Genomic DNA, 20702 nt, shown 5'->3' on the forward strand with positions numbered 1-20702 from the left:
TCGGTGTTGTCGCCGGTCCGGTCCAGCTGATACTCGGCTCTCGATGGACTGATCAACGACGTGATCATCTCGGAATGCCCAAAGGTCGAAAGCGCCGAGGAGTTCGGCATGATGCTCGACTCCGTCATCGCATCTCTACCGAACTCAGGTCCACCATCAGCGGACTGGGCGACAAATCATCGACTCGTCCAAGACATCGCCCGAAAGTTGTTGTGACGCAGAACGGTTCCGCTGCCGGCGATCCGGCAGCGGAACCGTTGACACCGCGAGTCGCTACTTCACGCCGTTCTTGATGGCGGTGTCCTGCTTCTCGGCGATCGCGAGCGCCACTTCGGCGGGGACGTGTTCGCCGGTCTTGCTGTTGAATTCGATGATCGCGAATGCTGCGCCCTCGGCGAACACCACGACAGTGGTTCCGTTCGGGCCGTTCAGGATGCCGCCGTCGACACCGATATCGATAGGCGTGAAGGCCGCACCGGCCTTCTGCGCCACATCATTCTTCGCCGCCGTGTTGGCCGCGGCAGCGGTCGTGGCGTTCTCGCGCACAATGACCGCGGTGCTGATCTTCTCGGTCCCAGCGCCGTTGCCGTAGACGCCGGTGATTCCGTGCGGCTCCGCCTTGGAGGTCTTCAACGCCCAGTCGGAGTCGATATCGCTGGGCTTGATGAGCAGGTTCGCGTAATCGCTCGCGGCGGGTGATGCGGCCGCGCTGGTCGGCGCGACCGAGGTCCCGGTCGGCGATGACTCCTGGTCCGAGCTACAACCAGCGATTCCCACGGACAGCACCACTGCGGCACCGAACACCACGGCCTTCGATTTCTTCATCGGCAGATGATGACAGAGGCGCAAATCTGCCGCAAACCCTCGGAACCGCTGAATGGGTCAGGCTTTCGCGATTCGGCTCGAATCCGCGGGCACACGGTCAGACAAGCAGTTTGCCGCCGTCGATGGTGATGATCTCGCCGGTGATCCAGGAGCTGGCGGGTTCGGCGAGGCGGGTGATCCAGGTGCTGATGTCCGCGGTCGTGCCGATGCGTCCGGTCGGCACCATCACGGCGTAGGTGGAGTACCAATCGTCGACGGCCTCGGGAGAAACACCTCCCACCCCGAGGATTGGGGTGTCGATCTGCCCTGGAGCGACACCGTTGACCCGAATTCCTTTGGGGCCGAGTTCGACGGCCCAGCTTCTGACGAGACTGTCCACGGCCGCTTTGCTCGCGGAGTACACCGACGAACCGGCTCCGGCCATCCGCGCCGAAATGCTTGATACCAGCACGATATTGCCGCCCTCACGCAGTTGCGGAAGCAGGCGGCCGGTGATGACCACACCCCAATGCCGTGTACATCAGCCAGTCCCGAACGCCTTTCCGGGGGCGCCTGCGAATATCGACCCGATCTTGGATTACGGTGCGGAGAGCGGAAGGAGGGTATGTGCACATGGACCTTCACGTCGGTGACATTCTCCAGATCTCCTGCCCCGCCACCCCCGCACGAATTGTCGAGAAATCACTGAGCTACCTCGTAGTCGAGTGGCCTTGGTGGACCGTCGATCCCCTGGCTCGCTCCGCGAGCTGGAACGGGTGTGTGGCAATCGCGATCGACCCCTCGTCGTACGACTGGTCCGACGAACTCTTCCGCGTCGAACCAGCTCCTGCGCAACTGAATCCGGGCGATATCTGTCGCATCGGCATTCCACCGACCATCGTTCGCATACTGTCCGTCGACACCTTCGACCCGCCACTGGAAACCGGCTACCTCCCTCGGCCTCGTCGGCTGATAACCGTGCTTCGCGCGAACCAGCGGGTTGCTGTCGAATCCGAAGACCAGGGCTATTCCCTGGACCCCGACGACGACATACCCATCACCTTCGAGCCCGCTCTGTCCCAAGACTGATCCGGTCGCGCGTCGAGCAGTTCGGTTCACGAGCAGTGCAATCCACATCGGCATCGTTGGACAGGACTCGAACCGCCACTGCCAGTTGATCTTCCACCGCACATGTCGTCGGTTCGGCCGACGACATGTGCGGACAGTTCCGTGGTGGGTGTGCCGGTGACATGGTGGAGAGACAGCATCGCAACGCGCAATACCGCCGCCAACGCGATCAAGTGAGTACGAGAGACTTCTCGCATGAGTCTTGCAGCACGTCTGGAGCAGCTCGGCCGCCCGCTGGTCGAGGAGCAGCTGGCGCATCCGACCGTGGCGGGGATCGCGAAAGGTGACCTCGCCGAGCCGGTGTTCCGCTCCTGGCTGGAGCAGGACTATCTGTTCCTGCTCGACTATGTCCGTGTCTTCTCCCGGCTTGCCTGGCAGGCGCCCGCCGCCCACCTCGGTGACCTGGTCGACCTCGCGCACGCCACTTTCCACGAGGAAATCTCGCTGCATCGCGGTCTGGCCGCGGAGTTCGGCGCCGACCTCGATGGCGCCACCAAGGGCGAGCAGTGCACGAAATACACTGCGTTCCTGCTGGATTCGGCCGCGAACTACGCTGACGGCCTGGCCGCCCTCTACCCGTGCATGTGGGGCTATTCGACGCTCGGCTCGATCCTCGCGCAGAATCCTCCCGCCGACCCGCGCTACCGGCGCTGGATCGACACCTACGCCGACCCCGGCTTCGCGGCCCTCACCGCCCGCTGCGCCCAGATGCTGGACGAAGCCGGCGGCGACAACGCGGAGGAGCTGTTCTTGACCGGCATGCGCCACGAACTCGCGTTCTGGGATGTGCCGGTCGGCCGCGGATGAAGTCGGCGGCGTGCTGGCCAGTCCGGTCCGCACGGTGGCTACGCGTTCGAAGAACGCAGGGTTGGCGCTGTGTAGTGCAGTCCATGGCGAGGGCTCGGGCGGCGGTCCGGTGATTTCGAGTTCTGCACCTAGCCGTATCGCCGAGTACGTACTGACCGTGCTGGTCAGGTGTGGGTGTGTGGTTCGTCCGCGTGCTGCATCACGGCGTCCCACCAGGGTTCGAGTTTGCTCGGTTCCGGCCAGCGCAATGGCACATCCTCATCGGCATCTCGTGTGATGGTGGGCGGCGGCGTACGCCGCTCAGCCGGTCGGCGGGCGAATCTGTCGTCGTGTTGTTCGGGCGGTGTTGCTGTCATGGCGCACCTTCGAATCGCTGCCCGACGTCCGGTCTCACCGAGGCGGGCTGGATTCTCAGCTCGCGGCGGCGGTAATTACGCCGAGGTCGACCGCGCCCGAGGAATGCCACGAAGGCCCAGGCGACGTTGCCGAAGGTCCGCGCCACCGCGAAAGCGGAGGCCGACCTGATCGATGGTAGGCGTTCAAGGTCAACGACAGGCTACGGTCGATCCGATGCCCGATGCCGCCCAGGTCAGCGGCCTACAGGCTCCGAGGTGAGGGTCGGCTCCCGGCCCGTGGCAAGAGTGTCCGCAATCCCCCACCCCGCGCCACGATCTCCTGGAGAATGGAGGCGCTTCATCCCATTGATCAGCTCTGCTGGATATGAGGAGGTAGCTCTATGACCACGGCACGCGACATCATGAAGCCCGGCGCTCGATGGATATCCCAGGACGAGACGGTCGCCAGAGCGGCGCGAGTGATGGCCGACCTCGATGTCGGATCGATCGTCATCGCCGACGAGAACGAGCGGATGGTCGGCATCATCACCGACCGCGACATCGTGGTGAAGTGCATCGCCCGGGGACACTCCCCCGATACCACCCAGGCACGCGATCTGTGCGAGGCCACGCCACGCTGGATCGCCGAGGACGCCGACGTCGATGATGTCCTCGATTCGATGGAAGTCCATCGAATCAAGCGTCTGCCGGTGATCGACGGCAACAAGCGGATGGTCGGGATGATCAGCGAGTCGGACCTGGCCAGGCATCTGGACGACGAATCCCTCGGTGACTTCGTCACGGCCATCTACGGAAGGCCTTGAGCCGCAAGCCGTACCGGTGTCGAATCGCAGTCCGCGCCAAGAGGGGTGGTGCGGACCGGCGGCGGTGCGCTCGCGGTAGGTGATTTCGCGCGAGCAGGTCGCCGAACCCTCCAAGCAACGGGCCTCGACACCAAGGGAGGTGTTCGGAGAACGATCGTTCTCCGAACACCTCGGTCCGGGTCGCCGTGGAGCCTCCCCCGGGAAGCGCTGCCAAAGAAACAGGGGGCGCTCAATCTCGTTTAGAACGAGCCTATTTCACATAGCTTCAGCCCCGTGAACACTCAGAACCGGGCGGCCCGGACCCCCGCTCCATTCATGAACGTCAAGAAGCTGCCCATCACAGGGCTCAGCGCCATCGCCGTAGCGGCCGCTTCAGCAGCCGCGCTCATTACCGGAGCAGCCCCAGCATCGGCCGACATCGTCTCCGTCCAGCTGTTCAGCCGCACCGGCAGCGGCGGGACCCAGGAGGCATACATCTCCGTGGGAGCGACGACCTCGACCCCGGTGACGATTGCGGTCAACGGAGTGACGCTGGGGGGCAGCCCATTCGCGCTGAAGCCAACCAACGGCGCCAACGGCGTCAATTACGTCGTCAACGTCGAAATCAACCTGGCTGCCGGCGACCAGCACATCGTCGCCTCGCAGAAGAATGCGGATGGCACGACCAGCCAGCAGTCCACCGACGTCAAGTCCAGCGGCACCACTGGAAGTTCCTCCTTCATCCCGAACCCGATCCAAACGATCCTGAACGGCTTTCAAACCGGTAGCACCGGCGGCCACACCGTGACGTTCGGGATGAACTAGGCGCGCGATCCTGGCCTTCGGATCCGCGCGCAGGTGCCACGTTCTCGACTACGCGGTCGAGTGCCAGATGCACTCAGCGGCTGACACCGGGGGCGCAGATGAACGGACCGGCTCGCAGCAGGTCGCAGACCACCAATTTGACTACGTTCCAGTACATGTCACTCGAGCCTTGGCTCACCGAGAACCCCACATCGCCGCCGAGGGCGCGTTCGAACGATCCGGTTTCGGCCACGACAGGCGAGACGGGCCCTCCGGCCGCGACGGGTCCTTCGACCGCGGGCTGCAGGTCCAGGGGCGCGGCGCCAGCGGTTCCGGCGGCTGCGGCGGTGATCAGGCATCCGGCCGCAGCGGCGAGAATGCGTTGGCGGGCAGCGGCTTTCATGGGCGCTCCTCATATTTCGTGATGTCGGTGCCACCCTACGCATGTCTGAAGCATCAGAGTTTCAAGTCTTCTGCCCCTACTTCTGTGGTCGGCACTACAGACCAGCGCACTGCCTCCACGCCGGCTGGAGCTACGTCGAGTCTCCCGGGGAACGTGGTGCGGACATCCGAACTGACCTTGCGATCGAGAAGCCCTCAGCGCCTGCGGTTTACGACCGTCGATTCAGTCAGGCTGTCGGGCCCGCGGCTTATGGTGGCGGCGGCGCCGCACGGGGCGGCCGACCGTGGGTGAAGGAGTGCGTGTCTTGCTGGACGTCGTAGTCAACGGGTTCTGGGGTCCGCGCGAGGAATCCGTGCCGGGCATCGCGGAACGCTGGTATGCCACGCTGCGCGGGCTCGAGGACATCGATGGCTCGACGTTCGAGCGATGGCACGAGGCCAGCACTGATCGCCCGTCCGATCCCGTACTGGAGCCCTCGGTCCCCGCGCTGGCGGATTACATCGAGCGCACGAATACCGGTCCCGACCTTGACGTCTTCGGGTATACGACATCGCTGTGGGCGCAGAACCCGGGTACCGCGAACGTGTCCATGGCGGTTCACGCGGGCAGTACCTCGCGCTACACGGTGAACTCCGTCGTACTCGCCTTCCGGTCACGCGAGATCGACGAGACCACGCGGGTGATCCGGCGCGCTCCGCGGATCCTGCGTCTGCTCGCGGAGCATTGGGAGATCGATGCCGGACAGGTCTACGACAGGCATCAGTACCGCGCCGTGGCCGAACGGTTCGACCTGGCCAACAGCGACCCCCGCTGCGGGCGTGCGGTCTTCCTCTCCGCTCGCCGAGCGGCCCTCGCACCCGCAGCGCTGCCTGCGAGCTACGTCCGCACCGCACACGATGGACTGGTCATCGACCTCACCGGGGACGGCACGCACTCCCCGGCCATCGAGACGATCCTCGAAGCGAACACCCGACTGCGCGCCGCCGGGGCCTTGGAAAAGCTCCCGATCCCGTTCGACCGCGCCACGTTCTGACACCCGCGCCCGCTCTCACCCCGCCGATGCTCGGGATGGGTCCACCCGCCCCGAGCATCGGCCTGACACTCAATTGCTCGGCGGGAACTGCCCCTTCGCCACCACCTTGCCACCCGAGAGGGTGAAGGTCACCACGCTGGGGCCGCCGGTCGGGCAGCACAGGGCGTCATCGGATTTCGCCCACTTGTACTGCACCGAGACGGTATTCGCGGTCTTTCCGATGACCTCGGTGTAGCCGTAGGGCTTGGACGTCGCGGTACCCAGGTAGGTGCCGTTGGTGAAGAACAGGACATGGGTGTACGGGTGAATATTGCCCGATTCCACCGTCATCCACGTCAGCACGCCATCGCAGCCCGCCGAGATCGGGTCTTCGCTCGCGTACGGATTGCCCCATGTGCCGTTCCCGGCCGGGGCGAGACTCTTGATCGCCGAATTGGCGAGCCCGGAATTGGGGTCGAAGCACATTCCGTGGCCACTGCCGTTGGGTGCCGAACTGGTGGTCACCGGGACGATCGTGGACTGCGGCGTGTCGGTCGCGACACTGGTGGCAGGTGCGGCCTGCGGCGAATTGGCTTCGCCCGCAGCTGGATTGCCACCCTGGCTGTCCGGGGCCTGGGCAGGCGGCGGAGCCGGCTGGTTGCCTTGCGCCGCTACGGTCGTCGCCTGGGATGCGGCCACTGTCGTGGTCGCTGTCGCCGCCGGGGTCGACGAGTTGCCGGAGCATCCGCTCGCGGCCGCCACCAGGGTGGTGGCGAACACGGCGAACAGCACAGATCTGGCCTTCATATTTCTCCTCGCATCGACACGTCATCCCCGACTTCCATCCAGATGGAAGGACAAACTGGTCATCGAGCCAGATCGGGGCGGCGTTATCGGAGCGCTTACGGGCGGGATGCCCCAAAAATTCGGGGCGCGAAGGCAATTCGACCAGCCCGTCAGCGTGGTGACAGCTCCCCGGCGATACCAGTGACACCGCCGTACAGGGCCGGCGTGGCCTGGGTGCTGTCCCGTCGCGCGGCCGCGGTGGCTGCGAGGAGGACGACACCAAACTGCGTCATCCTGATTCGATCCGCCGAGTCTCGGTAGTGCTGTTCGAGGAAGGCGTAGACCCCCGCGGCGATCGCGAATCCCTCTGAGATGAGAGCCACGATCAAGCCAGCTAGCTGTATCCCGCTCGCCTCGAACATAATGCCCAATGCCCCTAATCAGCTGGCGGATCGTGCCCGCGAACCCAGTCACCGTGTCTAACCACGCTCAATTCGGCAGTTGAGGACATTCTGTACCCGCACGAGGTTCGGGCCGCCGGCGCCCGCGCTGGCCGGTTCGGTCAGCGCGGTAGGCGGCATTACCGAGCGTCCGGGCTGCTACCTACGGGTTTCGGCCGTCGGCGGCCGCGGTGAGTCGGCTGGCCAGGGCGCGTACGGCGTCGTTGAGTGTGTCGGGGTGCTCGATGATGAACGGGCGGTTCAAGCCGGCGAGCACGGCGGGAATCCAGTCGAGTTGTTCGGCGCGGATTCGGATCCGGACCCATGGGTTGGTGTCAGCGGGTTGCGAGGCGATCTCATGCACGGTCGCGATCGTCGCGGGGAGCAGCGGGCGGACCTGGGTGAGTGTGCCCTGGACTCGGACCGATACCTCGTGCCGATAGGGCGCGTCGGCCAATGCGGACAGCAGATGAGCGGCCGGCTCGAATTCGGTGGGCGGAGCGAACGTTCCGGGCTGTGTGCTCACCGCGGTGATGCGGTCCAGCCGGAACTGGCGTAGTTCGTCGCTGTTGCTGTCCATCCCTGTCAGATACCACCGGCCGGAGTGGTCGACGAGCCCGTAGGGGTGCACGGTCCGTCGGCTGGACCGCCCGTTTCGGTCGGTGTACTCGATTGCGACCGGTCGGTGCTCGCGGGTGGCCTCGGCGAGCCGGAGCAGGACGGCGGTCTCGACAGCCACTTCCGGACGCGCGTCGGCGGTGAATTCGACGGTGTTGATCAGTGCGTCCAGCCGGGCCGTCAGACGTGGGGGGAGGACGCGGCGGAGTTTGGCCGTCGCGCTGTCGGCTGCGCGGGCAGCCGCTGTCGGCCGGTCGGCGCCGCGGCTGGTGAGGAGCCCGAGTAACACGGCCACCGCCTCGTCGTCGGTCAGCATCAGCGGTGGCATTCGGTATCCGGGAGCGAGCCGGTATCCCCCGTAGCGGCCCCGCACCGACCGGACCGGGATATCCAGGTCGGTGAGATGTGTGACGTATCGCCTGACGGTGCGTTCATCGACGCCGAGCCGTCCGGCGAGTTCGCCGACGGTATGAGTACCGCCGGTCTGCAACAGCTCGAGCAGGGCCAGCACTCGGGCGGTGGGGCGCGTCATCGGGAAATTCTCTCATCTATACCGGGCGGAAACTGTCCGGTATCGGCTCTACCGTGGCGTGCGGCGGTGGAACCTCCGCCTCATCCGACAGCAGGAGCACACAATGAAGCTCGTCTCGATCCGCCTGATCACTGACGACATCCAGCGGCTGGTCAGCTTCTATCAGCACGTGACCGGTGTCGAAGCGAACTGGGCTACACCGGATTTCGCCGAAATCGTCACACCCGCCGGCACCCTCGCGATCGGAAGCACCCGCACCGTGGCGCTGTTCGCCGCGGGCAGCGCGCACCCAGCCGACAATCACACGGCGATCATCGAATTCCTGGTCCCTGACGTCGATGCCGATTACCGGCGGTTGCGAGACACGGTCGAGGATTTCGTCAACGAGCCCACGACGATGCCGTGGGGGAACCGGTCGTTGCTGTTTCGCGATCCCGACGGCAACCTGATCAACCTCTTCACCCCGGTCACCGCGCAAGCCGCCGCGAAGTTCGCCGGTTGATATCCGCTCATCGGCATAAGTGGGCACTGAAACGGCCCGAGTTCACCTCGGGCCGTTGATCTTCGGGACGACCACGGCTGCTCGACGTGGTGCGCGCTATGCAGACATCCGGATCAGCGACGGCTGTCAACACACTTGTCAGCGTGTTACCTGCTACGAAATACCTTGCCCTGAATCGAAGAGTTGTTCGTTCCGCCGTATTCCTCATAGTAATAGTTCGCCGAAACCACCCGGTTACTGCCGGGCTCACACTTCGGATCACGCAGACGAGTAAACGCGGACCGGTTGCCTGTACCAGACTGATGCAGACGCAATTCGGTTGCCGGCGGACCCGAACTGAATGGCAGCTCGTCTCGGAAGGAAATCGCGGTCGGCGGGGTGGTTTCGACGCTGCCCATGCCGTCACGCAGAGTGACCAGGACCCCGAACCTGTTGTCCGGCGCAGCCTTCACCGGCAACCACTGTGTCCCGTCGCCCGTATAGATCGCCGCCTGTCCCTCGTCCATCCAGTCCGACACTTTCCTGCCGCAGTAGGCATCGGCGACGAGCCCAGCCAGGACACCGGACGGGGCGCCACTGCCCGCCATCAGGGGCGGAATCGTGACCCAGGCACTGACGAGAATGGCAATTACCAGCCCTGCTCCGCCTCGAATCGAAGCGACACGCGTCCGACCGGATCGGGTGCTGTACACATGCACGATCGCTGCCGTGAACGCTACGGCAACTGCGAAACACGCAGCACCGAAGCTCGTTTCGAGGCGTCCGGGTAGCTCTGGCTTGAGGTCGGACAAGTACAGCTCGGTTCCCACCCATTGAGCGAAAAAACTGGCAACAATTCCACCCGCGATGGTGCCGCCAGGAGCGAACGGGTATGGCAACAGCCCGAAAAGGCCAGTGACGAACAGCAGCGGGCTGATCACAAACAGGTACGGCCAATAGACCGTGGGGTTGGCGGCGAATCGGTCACCCGCTTCGAGATCTACTCCCGACCTCGAGAACAGTCCGAGCCCGATCGCCAGCCACGCTACAGCCAGGGCGCCGACAGCAATGACCTGCAATAGGTACGCGAGACGGTTCAAGCGATTCCACGATGTACCACGAGCAGACACGCGGCCACTATATCGGCCAGTTGTGCGCGATCCGGTGACAAAGTGTGGAGAAATCATGGTGACTCCGAAGTCGCGGAGCCCCAACCTGTTCGGAGGACATCGCGGGTACAAGCAGGATCGGCGGCAATTCAGATACGCCCAGCGCCGGCCAATAGCCTCACCAATGGCGCTCGCCCGATGTCGCAGGCGGCACAACGAAGGCAGGCCGTTCGGGTCGCAGCCGGTCTCGCCGCCCGCTAGGCAGCTGACAACGGCTCTAACCGTCCACCACCGGCATGGGCGGAAGTTCTGCGCCGCAACAGATTCCAGTCGCCAACGCCCCGCGTTGGCCGGTTCGATCAGCGGGGAATGCGGATTTCAGTGCATCAGTCGGCCGCTTGATCCGGTGCCCACCCCACCACCGCCGGACTGAGCAATCGGCGATCCTTCCGCTGGCGTCATTTACCGCACTGTGTTCTCGGGCGTCGAGACCGGCAGGTTGTTTTCAGGAACCGAGATCGAGCAGGCCGAGATCTTGACCACCGCGCAGAGAACAGTGGCGACAGTCCCGGCCGAACCCGAGGCCGAACCGGTCGACGGCGATTCGGCTGCGGCCAAACCCGTTCCGGCGGTGAGGACCGCGGCGGTGAGCACGACGAGGGCAAGGGTACGACGCATGAGTATTCCCCGATACTTGATGTGAAACAGTTGCGCTTCGCAATATACCGCCTCACGGGTGTACGCCACTCGGCATTCGGCAGTTGAGGACGTTCTGTACCGCACCAGGTTCCGGCTGCTGGGCGCACTGGCCGGTTCGGTCTGCGCGGTACGTACGTTCAGCCCGCGCCGGATCGGCACGGTCAGGACGGGTTGTTTGGTGGTCAGCCGCGCCGGCTTGGCCGCCGGTGTCGACCGCGGTGTCGATCCAGTCGGAGGTGGTGCGGCCATGGATGACGCGCCCATGGACGCGGTCCTCCCGCTCGAACAGGGATCTCACCACGCCGACCAGCGTCGCCGACACATCTGAAATGTCCGATCGACGGTCCGGCGCGCCGATGTGACACAGGGCTCGCCGATATGCGAATAGCGGCTTTGACTTTTAGCGAGTCTTTAACTAGGTTCCCTGTTGCACCTCGATAGGCGAGGCTCCTGCACGAACATAGGCCACTGATCTGACGACGTCGAGAGACGCCCAAGGTTAGGACAGATTTCTCCGGATCAAGGGGTAATCCAAAGTGGCTTTCCGATTCGGAACACGTCGTGCAGTGCCAAAACTCTGACGAGAGGGGTGTGCGTCCGCCCCGAGAGTTCCGGGCGACCTCCCCGCGTGCGTTGACGAATCGCGTTCTACCAGTGAGGAGGTCGGGTAGCAAGATGACACCCGATGATGACCCGGGATCTCCGGGCCGGCCCCTCCACCTCGGTCCGGGCCGCTAGCCAGCACACCAACACCGCGTCGATATCTCGACGCACATAATTCTCCGATATCACGATGCCGCCTACGCGGCACCGGATTATTCGCGTGCACATTTCACGAATGAATTCGGAGATTCGCATATATCCGACCCGTCGGCACCACCGTGCTCGACGGTATTCGATGCTGCCCGGAAACCGATGCGGGCAGCGGTATCCCGAGGGGAAACATCCCGATGAGAATTCGCTTGCTCGCATTCGCCACCGCGGCGCTGACCGCCGCCGGACTGGTCGCCCCGGCCGCCGCTTCGGCCACGGCACCCGGACCGGACGTCCGGCTCGCCGACGCTGTGAACGTTCAGGCCGTATCCGGCGACGCCCGGATCGTGGACCGATCGGTGGTGCTGCACACCGACCTCGGCACGTTCCGAACCACCACCGACCAGCTGCAGATCCTCGATCCGCAGGGCGTGGTCGTGGGGGCGATCCCGCTGACCCTCACGAAGCAGGACACGACGTACCCGATCGACGCCCGCATCGACGGCGACAGCGCCACCCTCACCCCGAACCCGGATCGGGCCCGACCGGTCAGCGCCGAGGAACGACGCATCGCCGCGGAGCTGCACGCCGTCGCGGAGGCACAAGCCGAAGACCCTGCGGCACAGCAGATTGCCGATCCCGACAGCTTCGAGGATCGGATGAATACCGTCTTCCAGAACGTCAACAACGAGCTCACCGTGGCCCTGGCGGTGGGCACGCTGCTGGGTGCCGTCATCGGCGCGCCGCTGGGCTGCGTCCTGCTGGGCGCGGGCCAGGGTCTCGCGGTCGGCGCATTGACGTTGGGCACGTTGGCGATTCCCGGCGCCATCACCGGCTGTCTGGAGGGCGCGGTGGCCGGGGCCGGGATCGGCGTCGTGGTTTTCAACCTGCTCGTCGGCGTACCGGCGGTGCTGGCCTCGGCCGTGCACGCCTTCAACGTCATGACCGCACCGCCCGCGGTCGCCGCCGAATCGACCAACTGAGTTGCGACGAAGCCCCTCGGAGCGAGGTGAACAGCAATGACTCTTGAATTGGCAATTCCGGACCGCCCCAAGACGACTCCCGAGATACCGCGGGCACGCGGCCGGCTCCGAGCGGTGGACTACCTGATCATCGGCGCGGGCGTGCTGCTGATCCTGCTGGTGCTGCGGCTGATTCGGGACATGTCGGTGCCCTGGACGCCGGATACCGGAACCGAGGCCGTATCGACCGATCCCGCGAATCTGCCCTATTACGCGGCCCGCACCACGCTGCGCATGTTCATCGGGCTGGCGGCGTCCATCCTCTTCACACTGATCGTCGGCCAGTGGGCGGCGCGCTCGCGGCGGGCCGAGAAGGTGCTCATCCCGGCCCTCGACGTGCTGCAGTCGGTACCGGTGCTGGCGCTGGTCTCGATCACGGTCACCGCGTTCGTGGGCCTGTTCCACGGCTCGTATCTGGGCGCGGAGGCGGCGTGCATCTTCGCCATCTTCACCGCGCAGGCCTGGAACATGACCTTCGCCTACTACCAGGCGCTGCGCAATATGCCCCGGGAGCTGGATGATTCGGCCCGCATGATGCGGCTCACCCGCTGGCAGCGGTTGTGGCAGCTGGAGGTGCCGACGGCGATGGTGCCGATGATCTGGAACGGCATGATGAGCTTCGGCGGCGCGTGGTTCATGCTCGCGGCCTCGGAGGTCATCACGGTATCCGGCCGGGACGAAGCGTTGCCCGGCATGGGTAGCTTCATCGCGGCGGCCACCTCAGAGGCCCAGGTCGGCAATCTCATCGTGGGTGCGCTGGTCATGGTGCTCACCATCGTCCTGGTGAACGTGGTGTTCTGGCGGCCGCTCACGGCGTGGTCGGAGCGATTCCGGGTGGAGCACACCGAAAGTGCGCAGGCCCCGAGGAGTCTGGTGCTCGACCTGCTGCGCCGCAGCACGGTGCCGGGCCGGCTGGCACGGGTGCTACGGCCGGTCGGTGAGCACGTCGATCGCCTCATGCGGGTCTTCGGGCGCAGCACCCGTTCCGCCTACGACGAGCGCGCGGGCAGCCGCATCGGCGATGTGCTCTTCTTCGGACTGCTCTTCGCCGCGCTCGCCTGGGGCACCTGGGCACTCGCCTCCTACTTCGAACGAACCGTGGGCCTGGCCGAATTCGGGCCGACCTCGCTGATGGGGCTGGCCAGCCTCGGCCGCGTGATCGTGCTGCTGGTGGTCTCCACCATCGTGTGGGTGCCGGTCGGCGTGTGGATCGGGATGAATCCGCGCGTCTGCCGGTTCGCTCAGCCGGTGGTGCAGGTGCTGGCCAGTTTCCCGGCCCAGTTCTTGTTCATCTTCGTCATCGCGGCGCTCACCTACACCGGCATCTCACTGAATGTCGGCGGCATCGTGCTGATGGCGCTGGGTGCGCAGTGGTACGTGCTGTTCAACGTGATCGCGGCGGCCGGGCAGATCCCGACGGACCTGCGCGAGGCCATGGACGATCTCGGCGTGCACGGCGTGCAGCGCTGGAAGTCGTTGATATTGCCCGCGATCGCGCCCGGCTACGTGGTCGGCGCGATCACCGCGTTCGGCGGCGCGTGGAACGCCACGCTGGTCGGCGAGGTCGTGGAGGCCGGGAACACGCGTATGGAGGCCTACGGCCTGGGCGCGTACATCACCAACGCCACCACCGACGACGTCTTCGCCAGGGTGCTGCTCGGCACCGTGGTGATGAGCGTGGTCACGGTGACGATCAACCGCCTGTTGTGGCGACGCCTGCAGCGCACCGCCGAACGACGATTCTCGCTGAGCTGAAACACTTTTCGAAAGGAGGACCCATCGTGTCCGCCCCCATCATCACCGTCGATCGTGTCACCAAGAACTTCACCAACCCCTCCGGCGAGCAGCTACCGGTGCTCTCGGATGTCTGCCTCGAGCTGCGCGAGGGCGAAATCGTCGCGCTGCTGGGCAAATCCGGCTCCGGAAAGTCCACGCTACTGCGGATCATCGCGGGCCTGATGCTCCCCTCCGCGGGGTCCGCGCGCATCCGGCAGACCGAGATCACCGAGCCGAATGCCGATACCGCCATGGTGTTCCAGACCTTCGCGTTGATGCCGTGGCTGACCGTGCGGCAGAACGTCGAACTCGGCCTTCGCGCCCAAGGTGTTTCGGCCTGGGAGCGCGCCGAGCGGGTAACCGACGCCATCGACATGATCGGCCTGGACGGCTTCGAGAACGCCTATCCCAAGGAGCTTTCCGGCGGCATGCGCCAACGAGTGGGATTCGCCCGCGCCCTGGTGGTGCAGCCGGAGGTGCTGCTCATGGATGAGCCGTTCTCAGCGCTGGACGTCTTGACCGCCGAGAACCTGCGCGGCGAACTCATGCGACTGTGGGCGGAGACCGCCTTCCCCACCAAAACCATGCTGCTGGTCACCCACAATATCGAGGAGGCCGTGCAGCTGGCCGACCGAATCCTGGTGCTGGACAACAATCCCGGGAGAATCAAGGGTGAGATCCAGGTGCGTCTCCCGCAGCCGCGAGACCCGCGCGGCGCGGGGTTCCAGGCGCTGGTGGACCAGGCCTATCGGATGCTCACCGACGCCACCTTCGATGGCAGCTGGCCGAGCATCACCCCCAGCCCCACCACCCGGCCGCTGCCCGATGCCGGGGTGGACGGAATCGGCGGCATGCTGGATTTTGTTGCCGCCCAGGGCGGGCGGGCCGACCTGCCAGATCTGGCGGGCGGGCTGCGCTTCGAGGTCGACGATCTGATGCCGCTGGTCGACGCCGCCACCATGCTGGGGCTGGCCACCACCGCCGACGGGGATATCGAGCTCACCCTCGACGGCACCCTGTTCACCGAGGCCGATATCGACAGTGCGAAGGCCATTTTCGCGCGGCTGGCACGAGCCAATGCGCCCCTGATCGCGGCGATCGACCACGCGCTGACCAGCGCGCGCAACCAGCGACTGCGCGACGGCTTCTTCCTCGACCTGCTGCGGCGGGGCTTCACCGAGGACGTCGCGCGGCGACAGCTGCGGATCGCCATCGACTGGGGCCGCTACGCTGAACTCTACGAGTACGACGCCGCCGAGCGGCTGCTGACGCGGCATCCGGACGAGGCCTGAGGCGTCAGCTGTTGCCGCGAGCCCGGGCGCGGCGCGTGCCCTCGCGCATGGCCTGCACCCGGGCCACCGGGGGATGGTGTGGACCTACCGGTGAATCGATCGCGACCAGGCGAAGGTCGCCACTCTCGACACTCAGTCCATTTGCCCGTTTCGGGTCGTATGATCAAAAATGGAATCGAGCACCCGAATATCACGGTGGAAATTCTTCACCGAAATCGGTTTTGTACCTGGTTACACGCTCCTTCACCGGCACCCCGAACCTGCGCTCACCCTGCTGCGCCCACTCGCGCAGAACACGGAGGATCCGCGCCATGGCCCGCTACCGGCCTCTGATCGCCCGCTATCCCGAAGCGTTCGCCCATCATGCCGCGACGCTGTTGCCCGACCTCGGAGGTGCCCGATGACGGTCGGCGCTGAACCGACCTTGCGGATCCCGACCATGGCCCAACTGCTCTCGGTACTGGCCGAGGCCGCCGAACTCGAACACGGGGTGATGTGCGGGTACCTGTACGCGGCGTTCGGGCTACGCACAGATCCGGCGGGGGGCCTGCCACCGCGGCAAGCCGAAGCGGTACGGCGCTGGCGCGATGAGCTGATCAGCATCGCTGTCGAGGAAATGGTTCACCTCGCGCTGGTGTCCAACCTGATGGTCGCGCTCGGAGCCCACCCCCACTTCGGGCGGCAGAACTTCCCCGTTCCACCGGGCTGTCACCCTGCCGACATTCGGCTGGCCCTGGCGGGATTCGACCTCGAGACGCTCGACCACCTGATCTTCCTGGAACGGCCCTTCGGCAGCACCGTCACCGACCCGCCGGCATTCGGCGGGGGGCCCGACTATCTCCGCGGCACGGCCGCCGGCAGGTTCTTCCCGGCCGGCCAGGACTATCCGACCATCGGCGACCTCTACCAAGCCATTGCACGATCACTGGCCGACCTGGCCTCCTCCCAGGGCGAGGACATCCTGTTCTGCGGGGGATCCGCGGCCCAGGTCGGCCCCGATGTCGTCGCCTTGCCCGGACTCATCTCGATCACGAACCTCGCCGAGGCGACCACGGCCATCGACACCATCATCACCCAAGGCGAAGGCGGACCGGCCAAGGAGGATCACAACCACTTCGCGCGGCTACAAGCCCTACGGACCGAATACCAGCAGATCCTCGCCGAGGACCCGGCATTCACTCCGTCATGGCCGGTCGCCACCAATCCGGTGATGCGCCGCCCGCCCGAACCCGCGGGCAAGATCTACATCGACGCGCCCGAGGCCGCCGCCGTCAACGACGCCGGAAACGCCGTCTACACCCTGATGCTGTGCTGCCTCAACCAGGCTTACGGCCGACCCGCCGACAGCGCCCCCGCCGACAGATTGGCGCTGATCGACACTGCGATCAGCATGATGGGCATCATCAGCACACTCGGAACGGCTCTGGCGCAACTGCCCGCCTCCACGACACACCCAGGAATCAACGCTGGACTCACCTTCGAGGCACCGCGCGCGCTGCGCCCACTGCTCAACGGTCCCTCCGAATGGCGCATCCTGACGTTTGCGCTACACCAGCTCGCCGACGGAATCTCCCAGCTACCAGCCGTCACCGACCCGGCCGCGATCGCAGCACGTCTACGTGCACAAGCCGAGCCCTTTGCTCGACGTGCCGGCTGAGAACCAGGAGTCATCCACCGTCCGCAGCCGCTGAATAGGGCATTCGAATTCGTTTGGCTTCCAAGGGTGTTGGGCGTATGGGGTCGCCGATGCGAGGACGGGGCGGGCGGCGCAGGCCCGCCCGGAACTCAGCAGTGCGGGGTGTCCACGATCTTGACCTGGGTAAACGGGGCGATGCCGGGTCCGGAGAGGCTGCCGTTCGGGCCGGCGCAGGAGATGTAGCCGGAGGAGTCCTTGATCAGGGCGGCGTCATCGTTTCTGGTGTTGACCACTCCCCAGGCGCCGCGGCTGTTCGAGCCGAGGTTCTGCCAGTAGCCCTTGTCCTGGAACATGGCGGTGGGCTGACGGTTGTCCCAGGTGGCCTTCGTCAGATAGAAGCAGACGTAGGGGTAGGGGCATCCGTCCCGGGAGTCGGCCGAGGCCTGCGGGGCGTTGGCGGCGGTGAACGCGCCCAGCATCGAAATCAATACTGCTGCGGCGGCGGCAAGTCTTCTCATCGCATTCCTAATCAAACCGAGCTGAGCAATCGATGCTCAGATTTCCGCAAACCGTATGTGCGACAGACCGATTCACTCGATAGCAAGAAGTTGCGGCTGGCGGCAAATCGCCGCATGGCAAGCACATCCGGTCGAGGAGCAGCACAGCGCGAGCGGACGGTGACGCATAGCATTCGGGATATGCGTGGTGGCGGCTGGTTTCGTGTCGTGGTGTGCTTGGCCGTGCTCGGGAGTACCAGTGGGTGTATCGGGGCGGTGGATCGGGCGGAATTCGAGAACGCGATTCGGGCGCGCGGGGGTGGGTTGGTGAGTGCGTTGCCGCAGGGGGCGGTCGCCGCGTTGGGGCAGCGGATCGGGGCGAGCGATCCGGAGGTGAACGTCATGCTGTTGACGGCGCCGAACTCGACTCGGTTCCGGATGGTGGTCAACGACCAGCCCGCACAGGTGACGAAGTTCTTCGACGGGGGCGACTTCACCGCGCGCGAACCGACTGTCCGGGTGCGGGTCCGGCCGCCCGGACAGTCTCGTGTGATGGATGACTACTCGTTCGCGCTCGGCGATCTGAGTGACCCACGGCCGGTGCGGGTTTCCTCCTTCGACGACCTGGACGGCCAGAACTTCAGGGTCAGCGAGGTGCCGGGGCTCGCGCGGATCGAAGACATCGTCGACACGGCACGAGCGCGCAGTGCGATCCCCGACGGGCAGGTCACCGCTGTTCTGGTGAGCCGCTTCGGGCGGGACATCCGCATGGTGGCCAATGTCGTGTCCGCGCGCTCGGAGGTGGTCGTCGAGTTCGACCGCGCCGGCGTGTTCCTCCGAGCCCAGCAGGTGTAGGCGATGGCCCGTGTGATTTCTGCTCTGTCGACCGGCCTCGTCGTCGGCGCTTTCAGCATCGTCGTGCCCGTCGCCATCTGGCCCGGCGAAGCGAAACTCACCGCTCCCCTGTTCTGTTCGGCCCCGGCCACCGAACCCATGGTCGTCTCCGACACCTTCCACGACTCCGACGGCACGTCCACCAACTACACCCTGTACTGCGTCGGCGACCACGGCATGCTCACCGATGAAGGCTTCGTCCTCCCCATGGCGGTGATGCTCACCGCCCACGTCCTGATCGTCGCGGCCTTGGTACTGCTCGCCGCCACGTTCCGCAGGAAGGCGGAGCCCGTGGCCGACCAGCCTGCCGGCCCGGAAGACGCCATCGAACTCTGACCCTTGTCCTGGCTCGGCATCAGGAGAACCTGCGGGCCTTGGTGGCGAGAGCGGCCCGGCCCCGAGGGGTGATGCGGTAGCGGCCCCGGGGGCGGCTGGGGGTGATGAGGCCCCGGGATTCGAGGTGGGACAGGGCGGTTCGGGTGCGGTGGCCGGTGAGGGTGGCCGACTGCTGGATCTGCGGGGCGGTGAGGGTGCGGTCCGGGTGCAGGGCGGTGAGGACCGCTATTTCGGCGGGATTCATGGGGTCACCTCGAGTCGTGGTTGCGGTGGCGGCCGGTGGGATGGCCGGGCGGGCACGGGATATCGAGGTGGCCGCCGCCGGTGAGCGACAAGCGGAGAGTGTCGGTGCGGGACTCACGCCACAGGCGGTAGGAGTCCACGGCGGTGCGGGCGGTGATCACGGTACAGAGGGCGATGCTCGCGAGCAGGGCCCATGCGTCCCAGGGCATTTCGGCCTACCTTTCGATGACATTTCGAAATTCGGTGTGGCGCGCCGAATCCCAGTAGACATCAGACAGGGGCAATTGGCACCATCTAAGAGCGCAATTCCACCGAGATTGTTGGACATCCAGATTGGCCTATTCCAGTACGGCGCTCCCCAGATAGCGAGGCTAACAAAATGGCTGGATCGACACTTCCGCGTAGGGCACTTGGGCGCACTCTGCGCAGCTTCCGGTTGCGTGCCAGTAAAGGACAATTCGTCGCGGGTAGGCACGTCGATATGTCGCCGCAGAGCATCAGCCGAATGGAAGATGGTCAGCGGGTCAAAATATCTACGTCTCAAATACGCGACTTACTCGAGTTCTACGGAATCGCGAATCCGAGCCAAGAACGCGATGACCTGCTCGCACTGTGGGAAGAGGTGAAGCAGCAGGATCTGGTGTCGAGGGCGCTGGGGACGTCCAAGGGGTGGTGGCGGTCGTACAGCGACCAATTCACACCGCACTTCGATCACTACCTGAACCTGGAGACGGCCGCCAATCACCTCACGACCCACCAACTCGTCATGGTCCACGGGCTACTGCAGACGCCCGAATACCGGCGCAGCCTGATCAAGGCGACACACCCGGACCTTTCGACTGTCGATGTCGAGCGCCGACTCGAGCTCGCCGCGAAGAGACAGGAACGCCTCAACGACAAGAACTTTCGACTGGAGGCCATCCTGTCGGAGGCAACGCTGAAGCATCAGCCCGGCGGACTCGCCGCCATGGTCGAGCAACTGCGGCACTTGGCCGAGATCGGCGCACGCGAGAACGTGTCCGTTCGGGTAGTGCCGTTCGGCGTCGGCGCGCATGCCGGTCTCGCGCTCCAGTCGTTCGGACTGCTCGAATTCCCGCCCTTCGCAAACCATCTCAAGGAACCGCCGGTGGTCTACGTCGAAGGCTCCGTCGGCGCGCTCTACTTGGACCAGGAGCAGGTGATCGTCCGCTTCCAGCAGGCGATCACAGATCTCCGGCGAGTAGCGTTGAGCGAAGACGACACCAGGGAGCTGCTGTCGGCCACCGCGAAGGAGTACGCGAAGTGATCAACAATCTGCGCGACGCCGAATGGTTCAAGTCCTCCAGGTCCGCCGACGCATCCGAGTGCGTCGAGGTCGCCTTCGCAGGCACAAACGCACACACCGTCGGGGTGCGGGATTCCAAGGATCCGGGTGGGCCGATGCTCGTGTTCTCCGGGGAGCAGTGGGATCGGTTCCTGGGCAGTGGAGTCTGGCGGCGTTAGACGCCGCGGT

The 20702-nt window shown here is 65.4% G+C and carries 25 protein-coding genes and 1 riboswitch; of the genes, 14 read left to right on the forward strand and 11 right to left on the reverse strand.

Going from position 1 to position 20702, the window contains the following annotated elements:
• Nucleotides 1–273: 273 nt before the first annotated feature.
• Together ACWEOI_RS19280 and ACWEOI_RS19285 are read right to left on the reverse strand one after the other, a co-directional pair.
• The gene (locus ACWEOI_RS19280) at nt 274–825 is read right to left on the reverse strand and encodes a hypothetical protein (protein ID WP_452360454.1); all 552 of its coding nucleotides are present in this window, start codon (nt 823–825) and stop codon (nt 274–276) included.
• A gap of 97 nt (nt 826–922) precedes the next feature.
• A complete protein-coding gene (locus tag ACWEOI_RS19285; protein ID WP_452360455.1) occupies nt 923–1327 on the reverse strand; it encodes an SDR family NAD(P)-dependent oxidoreductase in 405 nt (134 codons plus the stop codon).
• Between the two features lie 110 nt (nt 1328–1437).
• Here ACWEOI_RS19285 and ACWEOI_RS19290 point away from each other — a divergent pair, with 110 nt between their 5' ends.
• From ACWEOI_RS19290 to ACWEOI_RS19305, 4 genes are all read left to right on the forward strand, one after another.
• The gene (locus ACWEOI_RS19290) at nt 1438–1893 is read left to right on the forward strand and encodes a hypothetical protein (RefSeq protein WP_433672562.1); all 456 of its coding nucleotides are present in this window, start codon (nt 1438–1440) and stop codon (nt 1891–1893) included.
• A 234-nt stretch (nt 1894–2127) separates the two neighbouring features.
• Nucleotides 2128–2739, forward strand: coding sequence for a TenA family protein (locus ACWEOI_RS19295; RefSeq protein WP_452360456.1), 612 nt, complete (start codon nt 2128–2130; stop codon nt 2737–2739).
• Nucleotides 2740–3475: 736 nt separating this feature from the next.
• A complete protein-coding gene (locus tag ACWEOI_RS19300; protein ID WP_433672559.1) occupies nt 3476–3898 on the forward strand; it encodes a CBS domain-containing protein in 423 nt (140 codons plus the stop codon).
• 315 nt (nt 3899–4213) lie between these two features.
• Nucleotides 4214–4702 (forward strand): hypothetical protein, encoded by a 489-nt coding sequence (locus ACWEOI_RS19305; protein WP_452360457.1) that lies wholly within the window; start codon nt 4214–4216, stop codon nt 4700–4702.
• A 73-nt stretch (nt 4703–4775) separates the two neighbouring features.
• On the opposite strand, the gene ACWEOI_RS19310 is transcribed toward ACWEOI_RS19305, so the two are convergent.
• Nucleotides 4776–5084: a hypothetical protein gene (locus ACWEOI_RS19310; RefSeq protein WP_433672557.1), complete on the reverse strand. Its 309-nt coding sequence runs from the start codon at nt 5082–5084 to the stop codon at nt 4776–4778.
• Nucleotides 5085–5388: 304 nt separating this feature from the next.
• Here ACWEOI_RS19310 and ACWEOI_RS19315 point away from each other — a divergent pair, with 304 nt between their 5' ends.
• Complete coding sequence (locus ACWEOI_RS19315; protein ID WP_452360458.1) at nt 5389–6117, forward strand: Imm52 family immunity protein; 729 nt, start codon at nt 5389–5391, stop codon at nt 6115–6117.
• A gap of 69 nt (nt 6118–6186) precedes the next feature.
• Here the strand turns inward: ACWEOI_RS19315 and ACWEOI_RS19320 are convergent, their stop codons facing one another.
• The 3 genes from ACWEOI_RS19320 to ACWEOI_RS19330 form a co-directional block, all read right to left on the reverse strand.
• Nucleotides 6187–6903 carry an LppP/LprE family lipoprotein gene (locus ACWEOI_RS19320; RefSeq protein WP_452360459.1) on the reverse strand — a complete coding sequence of 239 codons (717 nt, stop codon included), beginning with the start codon at nt 6901–6903 and terminating at the stop codon, nt 6187–6189.
• Between the two features lie 149 nt (nt 6904–7052).
• Nucleotides 7053–7304 carry a hypothetical protein gene (locus ACWEOI_RS19325; RefSeq protein WP_433672554.1) on the reverse strand — a complete coding sequence of 84 codons (252 nt, stop codon included), beginning with the start codon at nt 7302–7304 and terminating at the stop codon, nt 7053–7055.
• 181 nt (nt 7305–7485) lie between these two features.
• On the reverse strand, nt 7486–8472 hold the full coding sequence (locus ACWEOI_RS19330) for a helix-turn-helix transcriptional regulator (RefSeq protein WP_452360460.1): 987 nt from the start codon (nt 8470–8472) through the stop codon (nt 7486–7488).
• Between the two features lie 103 nt (nt 8473–8575).
• Between ACWEOI_RS19330 and ACWEOI_RS19335 the strand changes: the two genes are divergently transcribed.
• Nucleotides 8576–8974, forward strand: coding sequence for a VOC family protein (locus ACWEOI_RS19335; protein WP_067834063.1), 399 nt, complete (start codon nt 8576–8578; stop codon nt 8972–8974).
• 146 nt (nt 8975–9120) lie between these two features.
• On the opposite strand, the gene ACWEOI_RS19340 is transcribed toward ACWEOI_RS19335, so the two are convergent.
• Nucleotides 9121–10083 (reverse strand): hypothetical protein, encoded by a 963-nt coding sequence (locus ACWEOI_RS19340; protein ID WP_452360461.1) that lies wholly within the window; start codon nt 10081–10083, stop codon nt 9121–9123.
• Between the two features lie 441 nt (nt 10084–10524).
• On the reverse strand, nt 10525–11025 hold the full coding sequence (locus tag ACWEOI_RS19345; RefSeq protein ID WP_452360462.1) for a hypothetical protein: 501 nt from the start codon (nt 11023–11025) through the stop codon (nt 10525–10527).
• Between the two features lie 162 nt (nt 11026–11187).
• Nucleotides 11188–11357, forward strand: a riboswitch (M-box (ykoK) riboswitch).
• 354 nt (nt 11358–11711) lie between these two features.
• On the opposite strand from ACWEOI_RS19345, the gene ACWEOI_RS19350 reads away from it, so the two are divergent.
• The 4 genes from ACWEOI_RS19350 to ACWEOI_RS19365 all read left to right on the forward strand — a co-directional run bounded on the left by ACWEOI_RS19350 (nt 11712) and on the right by ACWEOI_RS19365 (nt 17261).
• Nucleotides 11712–12497: a hypothetical protein gene (locus ACWEOI_RS19350; protein ID WP_452360463.1), complete on the forward strand. Its 786-nt coding sequence runs from the start codon at nt 11712–11714 to the stop codon at nt 12495–12497.
• A 36-nt stretch (nt 12498–12533) separates the two neighbouring features.
• Nucleotides 12534–14291: an ABC transporter permease gene (locus ACWEOI_RS19355; RefSeq protein ID WP_452360464.1), complete on the forward strand. Its 1758-nt coding sequence runs from the start codon at nt 12534–12536 to the stop codon at nt 14289–14291.
• A 26-nt stretch (nt 14292–14317) separates the two neighbouring features.
• Nucleotides 14318–15604, forward strand: a complete 1287-nt coding sequence (locus ACWEOI_RS19360) for an ABC transporter ATP-binding protein (protein ID WP_452360465.1) — start codon at nt 14318–14320, stop codon at nt 15602–15604.
• Between the two features lie 169 nt (nt 15605–15773).
• Nucleotides 15774–17261 (forward strand): ferritin-like domain-containing protein, encoded by a 1488-nt coding sequence (locus tag ACWEOI_RS19365; protein WP_452360466.1) that lies wholly within the window; start codon nt 15774–15776, stop codon nt 17259–17261.
• Between the two features lie 128 nt (nt 17262–17389).
• Here the strand turns inward: ACWEOI_RS19365 and ACWEOI_RS19370 are convergent, their stop codons facing one another.
• Entirely contained in the window at nt 17390–17758 is a 369-nt protein-coding gene (locus ACWEOI_RS19370) for a hypothetical protein (protein WP_452360467.1), read from the reverse strand.
• Between the two features lie 57 nt (nt 17759–17815).
• Between ACWEOI_RS19370 and ACWEOI_RS19375 the strand changes: the two genes are divergently transcribed.
• Nucleotides 17816–18592: a hypothetical protein gene (locus ACWEOI_RS19375; RefSeq protein ID WP_452360468.1), complete on the forward strand. Its 777-nt coding sequence runs from the start codon at nt 17816–17818 to the stop codon at nt 18590–18592.
• Nucleotides 18593–18595: 3 nt separating this feature from the next.
• Nucleotides 18596–18967 carry a hypothetical protein gene (locus ACWEOI_RS19380; protein ID WP_452360469.1) on the forward strand — a complete coding sequence of 124 codons (372 nt, stop codon included), beginning with the start codon at nt 18596–18598 and terminating at the stop codon, nt 18965–18967.
• Nucleotides 18968–18986: 19 nt separating this feature from the next.
• Here the strand turns inward: ACWEOI_RS19380 and ACWEOI_RS19385 are convergent, their stop codons facing one another.
• Entirely contained in the window at nt 18987–19211 is a 225-nt protein-coding gene (locus ACWEOI_RS19385) for a hypothetical protein (RefSeq protein WP_433672541.1), read from the reverse strand.
• Nucleotides 19212–19215: 4 nt separating this feature from the next.
• Nucleotides 19216–19419, reverse strand: a complete 204-nt coding sequence (locus ACWEOI_RS19390) for a hypothetical protein (RefSeq protein WP_452360470.1) — start codon at nt 19417–19419, stop codon at nt 19216–19218.
• A 170-nt stretch (nt 19420–19589) separates the two neighbouring features.
• Here ACWEOI_RS19390 and ACWEOI_RS19395 point away from each other — a divergent pair, with 170 nt between their 5' ends.
• Nucleotides 19590–20495, forward strand: a complete 906-nt coding sequence (locus ACWEOI_RS19395) for a Scr1 family TA system antitoxin-like transcriptional regulator (RefSeq protein ID WP_433672539.1) — start codon at nt 19590–19592, stop codon at nt 20493–20495.
• The gene (locus tag ACWEOI_RS19400; protein ID WP_433672538.1) at nt 20492–20692 is read left to right on the forward strand and encodes a DUF397 domain-containing protein; all 201 of its coding nucleotides are present in this window, start codon (nt 20492–20494) and stop codon (nt 20690–20692) included. Before ACWEOI_RS19395 ends, ACWEOI_RS19400 begins: the two co-directional genes overlap by 4 nt.
• Nucleotides 20693–20702 lie beyond the last annotated feature (10 nt).

The sequence above is a fragment of the Nocardia sp. NPDC004340 genome, assembly GCF_053602575.1.

Excerpts from the sequence above, each read along its gene's own strand:
- ACWEOI_RS19320 (WP_452360459.1), bottom strand. The coding sequence starts at position 6,903 with ATGAAGGCCAGATCTGTGCTGTTCGCCGTGTTCGCCACCACCCTGGTG.
- ACWEOI_RS19300 (WP_433672559.1), top strand. The coding sequence starts at position 3,476 with ATGACCACGGCACGCGACATCATGAAGCCCGGCGCTCGATGGATATCC.
- ACWEOI_RS19330 (WP_452360460.1), bottom strand. The coding sequence starts at position 8,472 with ATGACGCGCCCCACCGCCCGAGTGCTGGCCCTGCTCGAGCTGTTGCAG.
- ACWEOI_RS19290 (WP_433672562.1), top strand. The coding sequence starts at position 1,438 with ATGGACCTTCACGTCGGTGACATTCTCCAGATCTCCTGCCCCGCCACC.
- ACWEOI_RS19350 (WP_452360463.1), top strand. The coding sequence starts at position 11,712 with ATGAGAATTCGCTTGCTCGCATTCGCCACCGCGGCGCTGACCGCCGCC.
- ACWEOI_RS19395 (WP_433672539.1), top strand. The coding sequence starts at position 19,590 with ATGGCTGGATCGACACTTCCGCGTAGGGCACTTGGGCGCACTCTGCGC.
- ACWEOI_RS19365 (WP_452360466.1), top strand. The coding sequence starts at position 15,774 with ATGGAATCGAGCACCCGAATATCACGGTGGAAATTCTTCACCGAAATC.
- ACWEOI_RS19325 (WP_433672554.1), bottom strand. The coding sequence starts at position 7,304 with ATGTTCGAGGCGAGCGGGATACAGCTAGCTGGCTTGATCGTGGCTCTC.
- ACWEOI_RS19295 (WP_452360456.1), top strand. The coding sequence starts at position 2,128 with ATGAGTCTTGCAGCACGTCTGGAGCAGCTCGGCCGCCCGCTGGTCGAG.
- ACWEOI_RS19280 (WP_452360454.1), bottom strand. The coding sequence starts at position 825 with ATGAAGAAATCGAAGGCCGTGGTGTTCGGTGCCGCAGTGGTGCTGTCC.
- ACWEOI_RS19355 (WP_452360464.1), top strand. The coding sequence starts at position 12,534 with ATGACTCTTGAATTGGCAATTCCGGACCGCCCCAAGACGACTCCCGAG.
- ACWEOI_RS19310 (WP_433672557.1), bottom strand. The coding sequence starts at position 5,084 with ATGAAAGCCGCTGCCCGCCAACGCATTCTCGCCGCTGCGGCCGGATGC.
- ACWEOI_RS19370 (WP_452360467.1), bottom strand. The coding sequence starts at position 17,758 with ATGAGAAGACTTGCCGCCGCCGCAGCAGTATTGATTTCGATGCTGGGC.
- ACWEOI_RS19335 (WP_067834063.1), top strand. The coding sequence starts at position 8,576 with ATGAAGCTCGTCTCGATCCGCCTGATCACTGACGACATCCAGCGGCTG.
- ACWEOI_RS19305 (WP_452360457.1), top strand. The coding sequence starts at position 4,214 with ATGAACGTCAAGAAGCTGCCCATCACAGGGCTCAGCGCCATCGCCGTA.
- ACWEOI_RS19385 (WP_433672541.1), bottom strand. The coding sequence starts at position 19,211 with ATGAATCCCGCCGAAATAGCGGTCCTCACCGCCCTGCACCCGGACCGC.
- ACWEOI_RS19345 (WP_452360462.1), bottom strand. The coding sequence starts at position 11,025 with ATGGGCGCGTCATCCATGGCCGCACCACCTCCGACTGGATCGACACCG.
- ACWEOI_RS19380 (WP_452360469.1), top strand. The coding sequence starts at position 18,596 with ATGGCCCGTGTGATTTCTGCTCTGTCGACCGGCCTCGTCGTCGGCGCT.
- ACWEOI_RS19390 (WP_452360470.1), bottom strand. The coding sequence starts at position 19,419 with ATGCCCTGGGACGCATGGGCCCTGCTCGCGAGCATCGCCCTCTGTACC.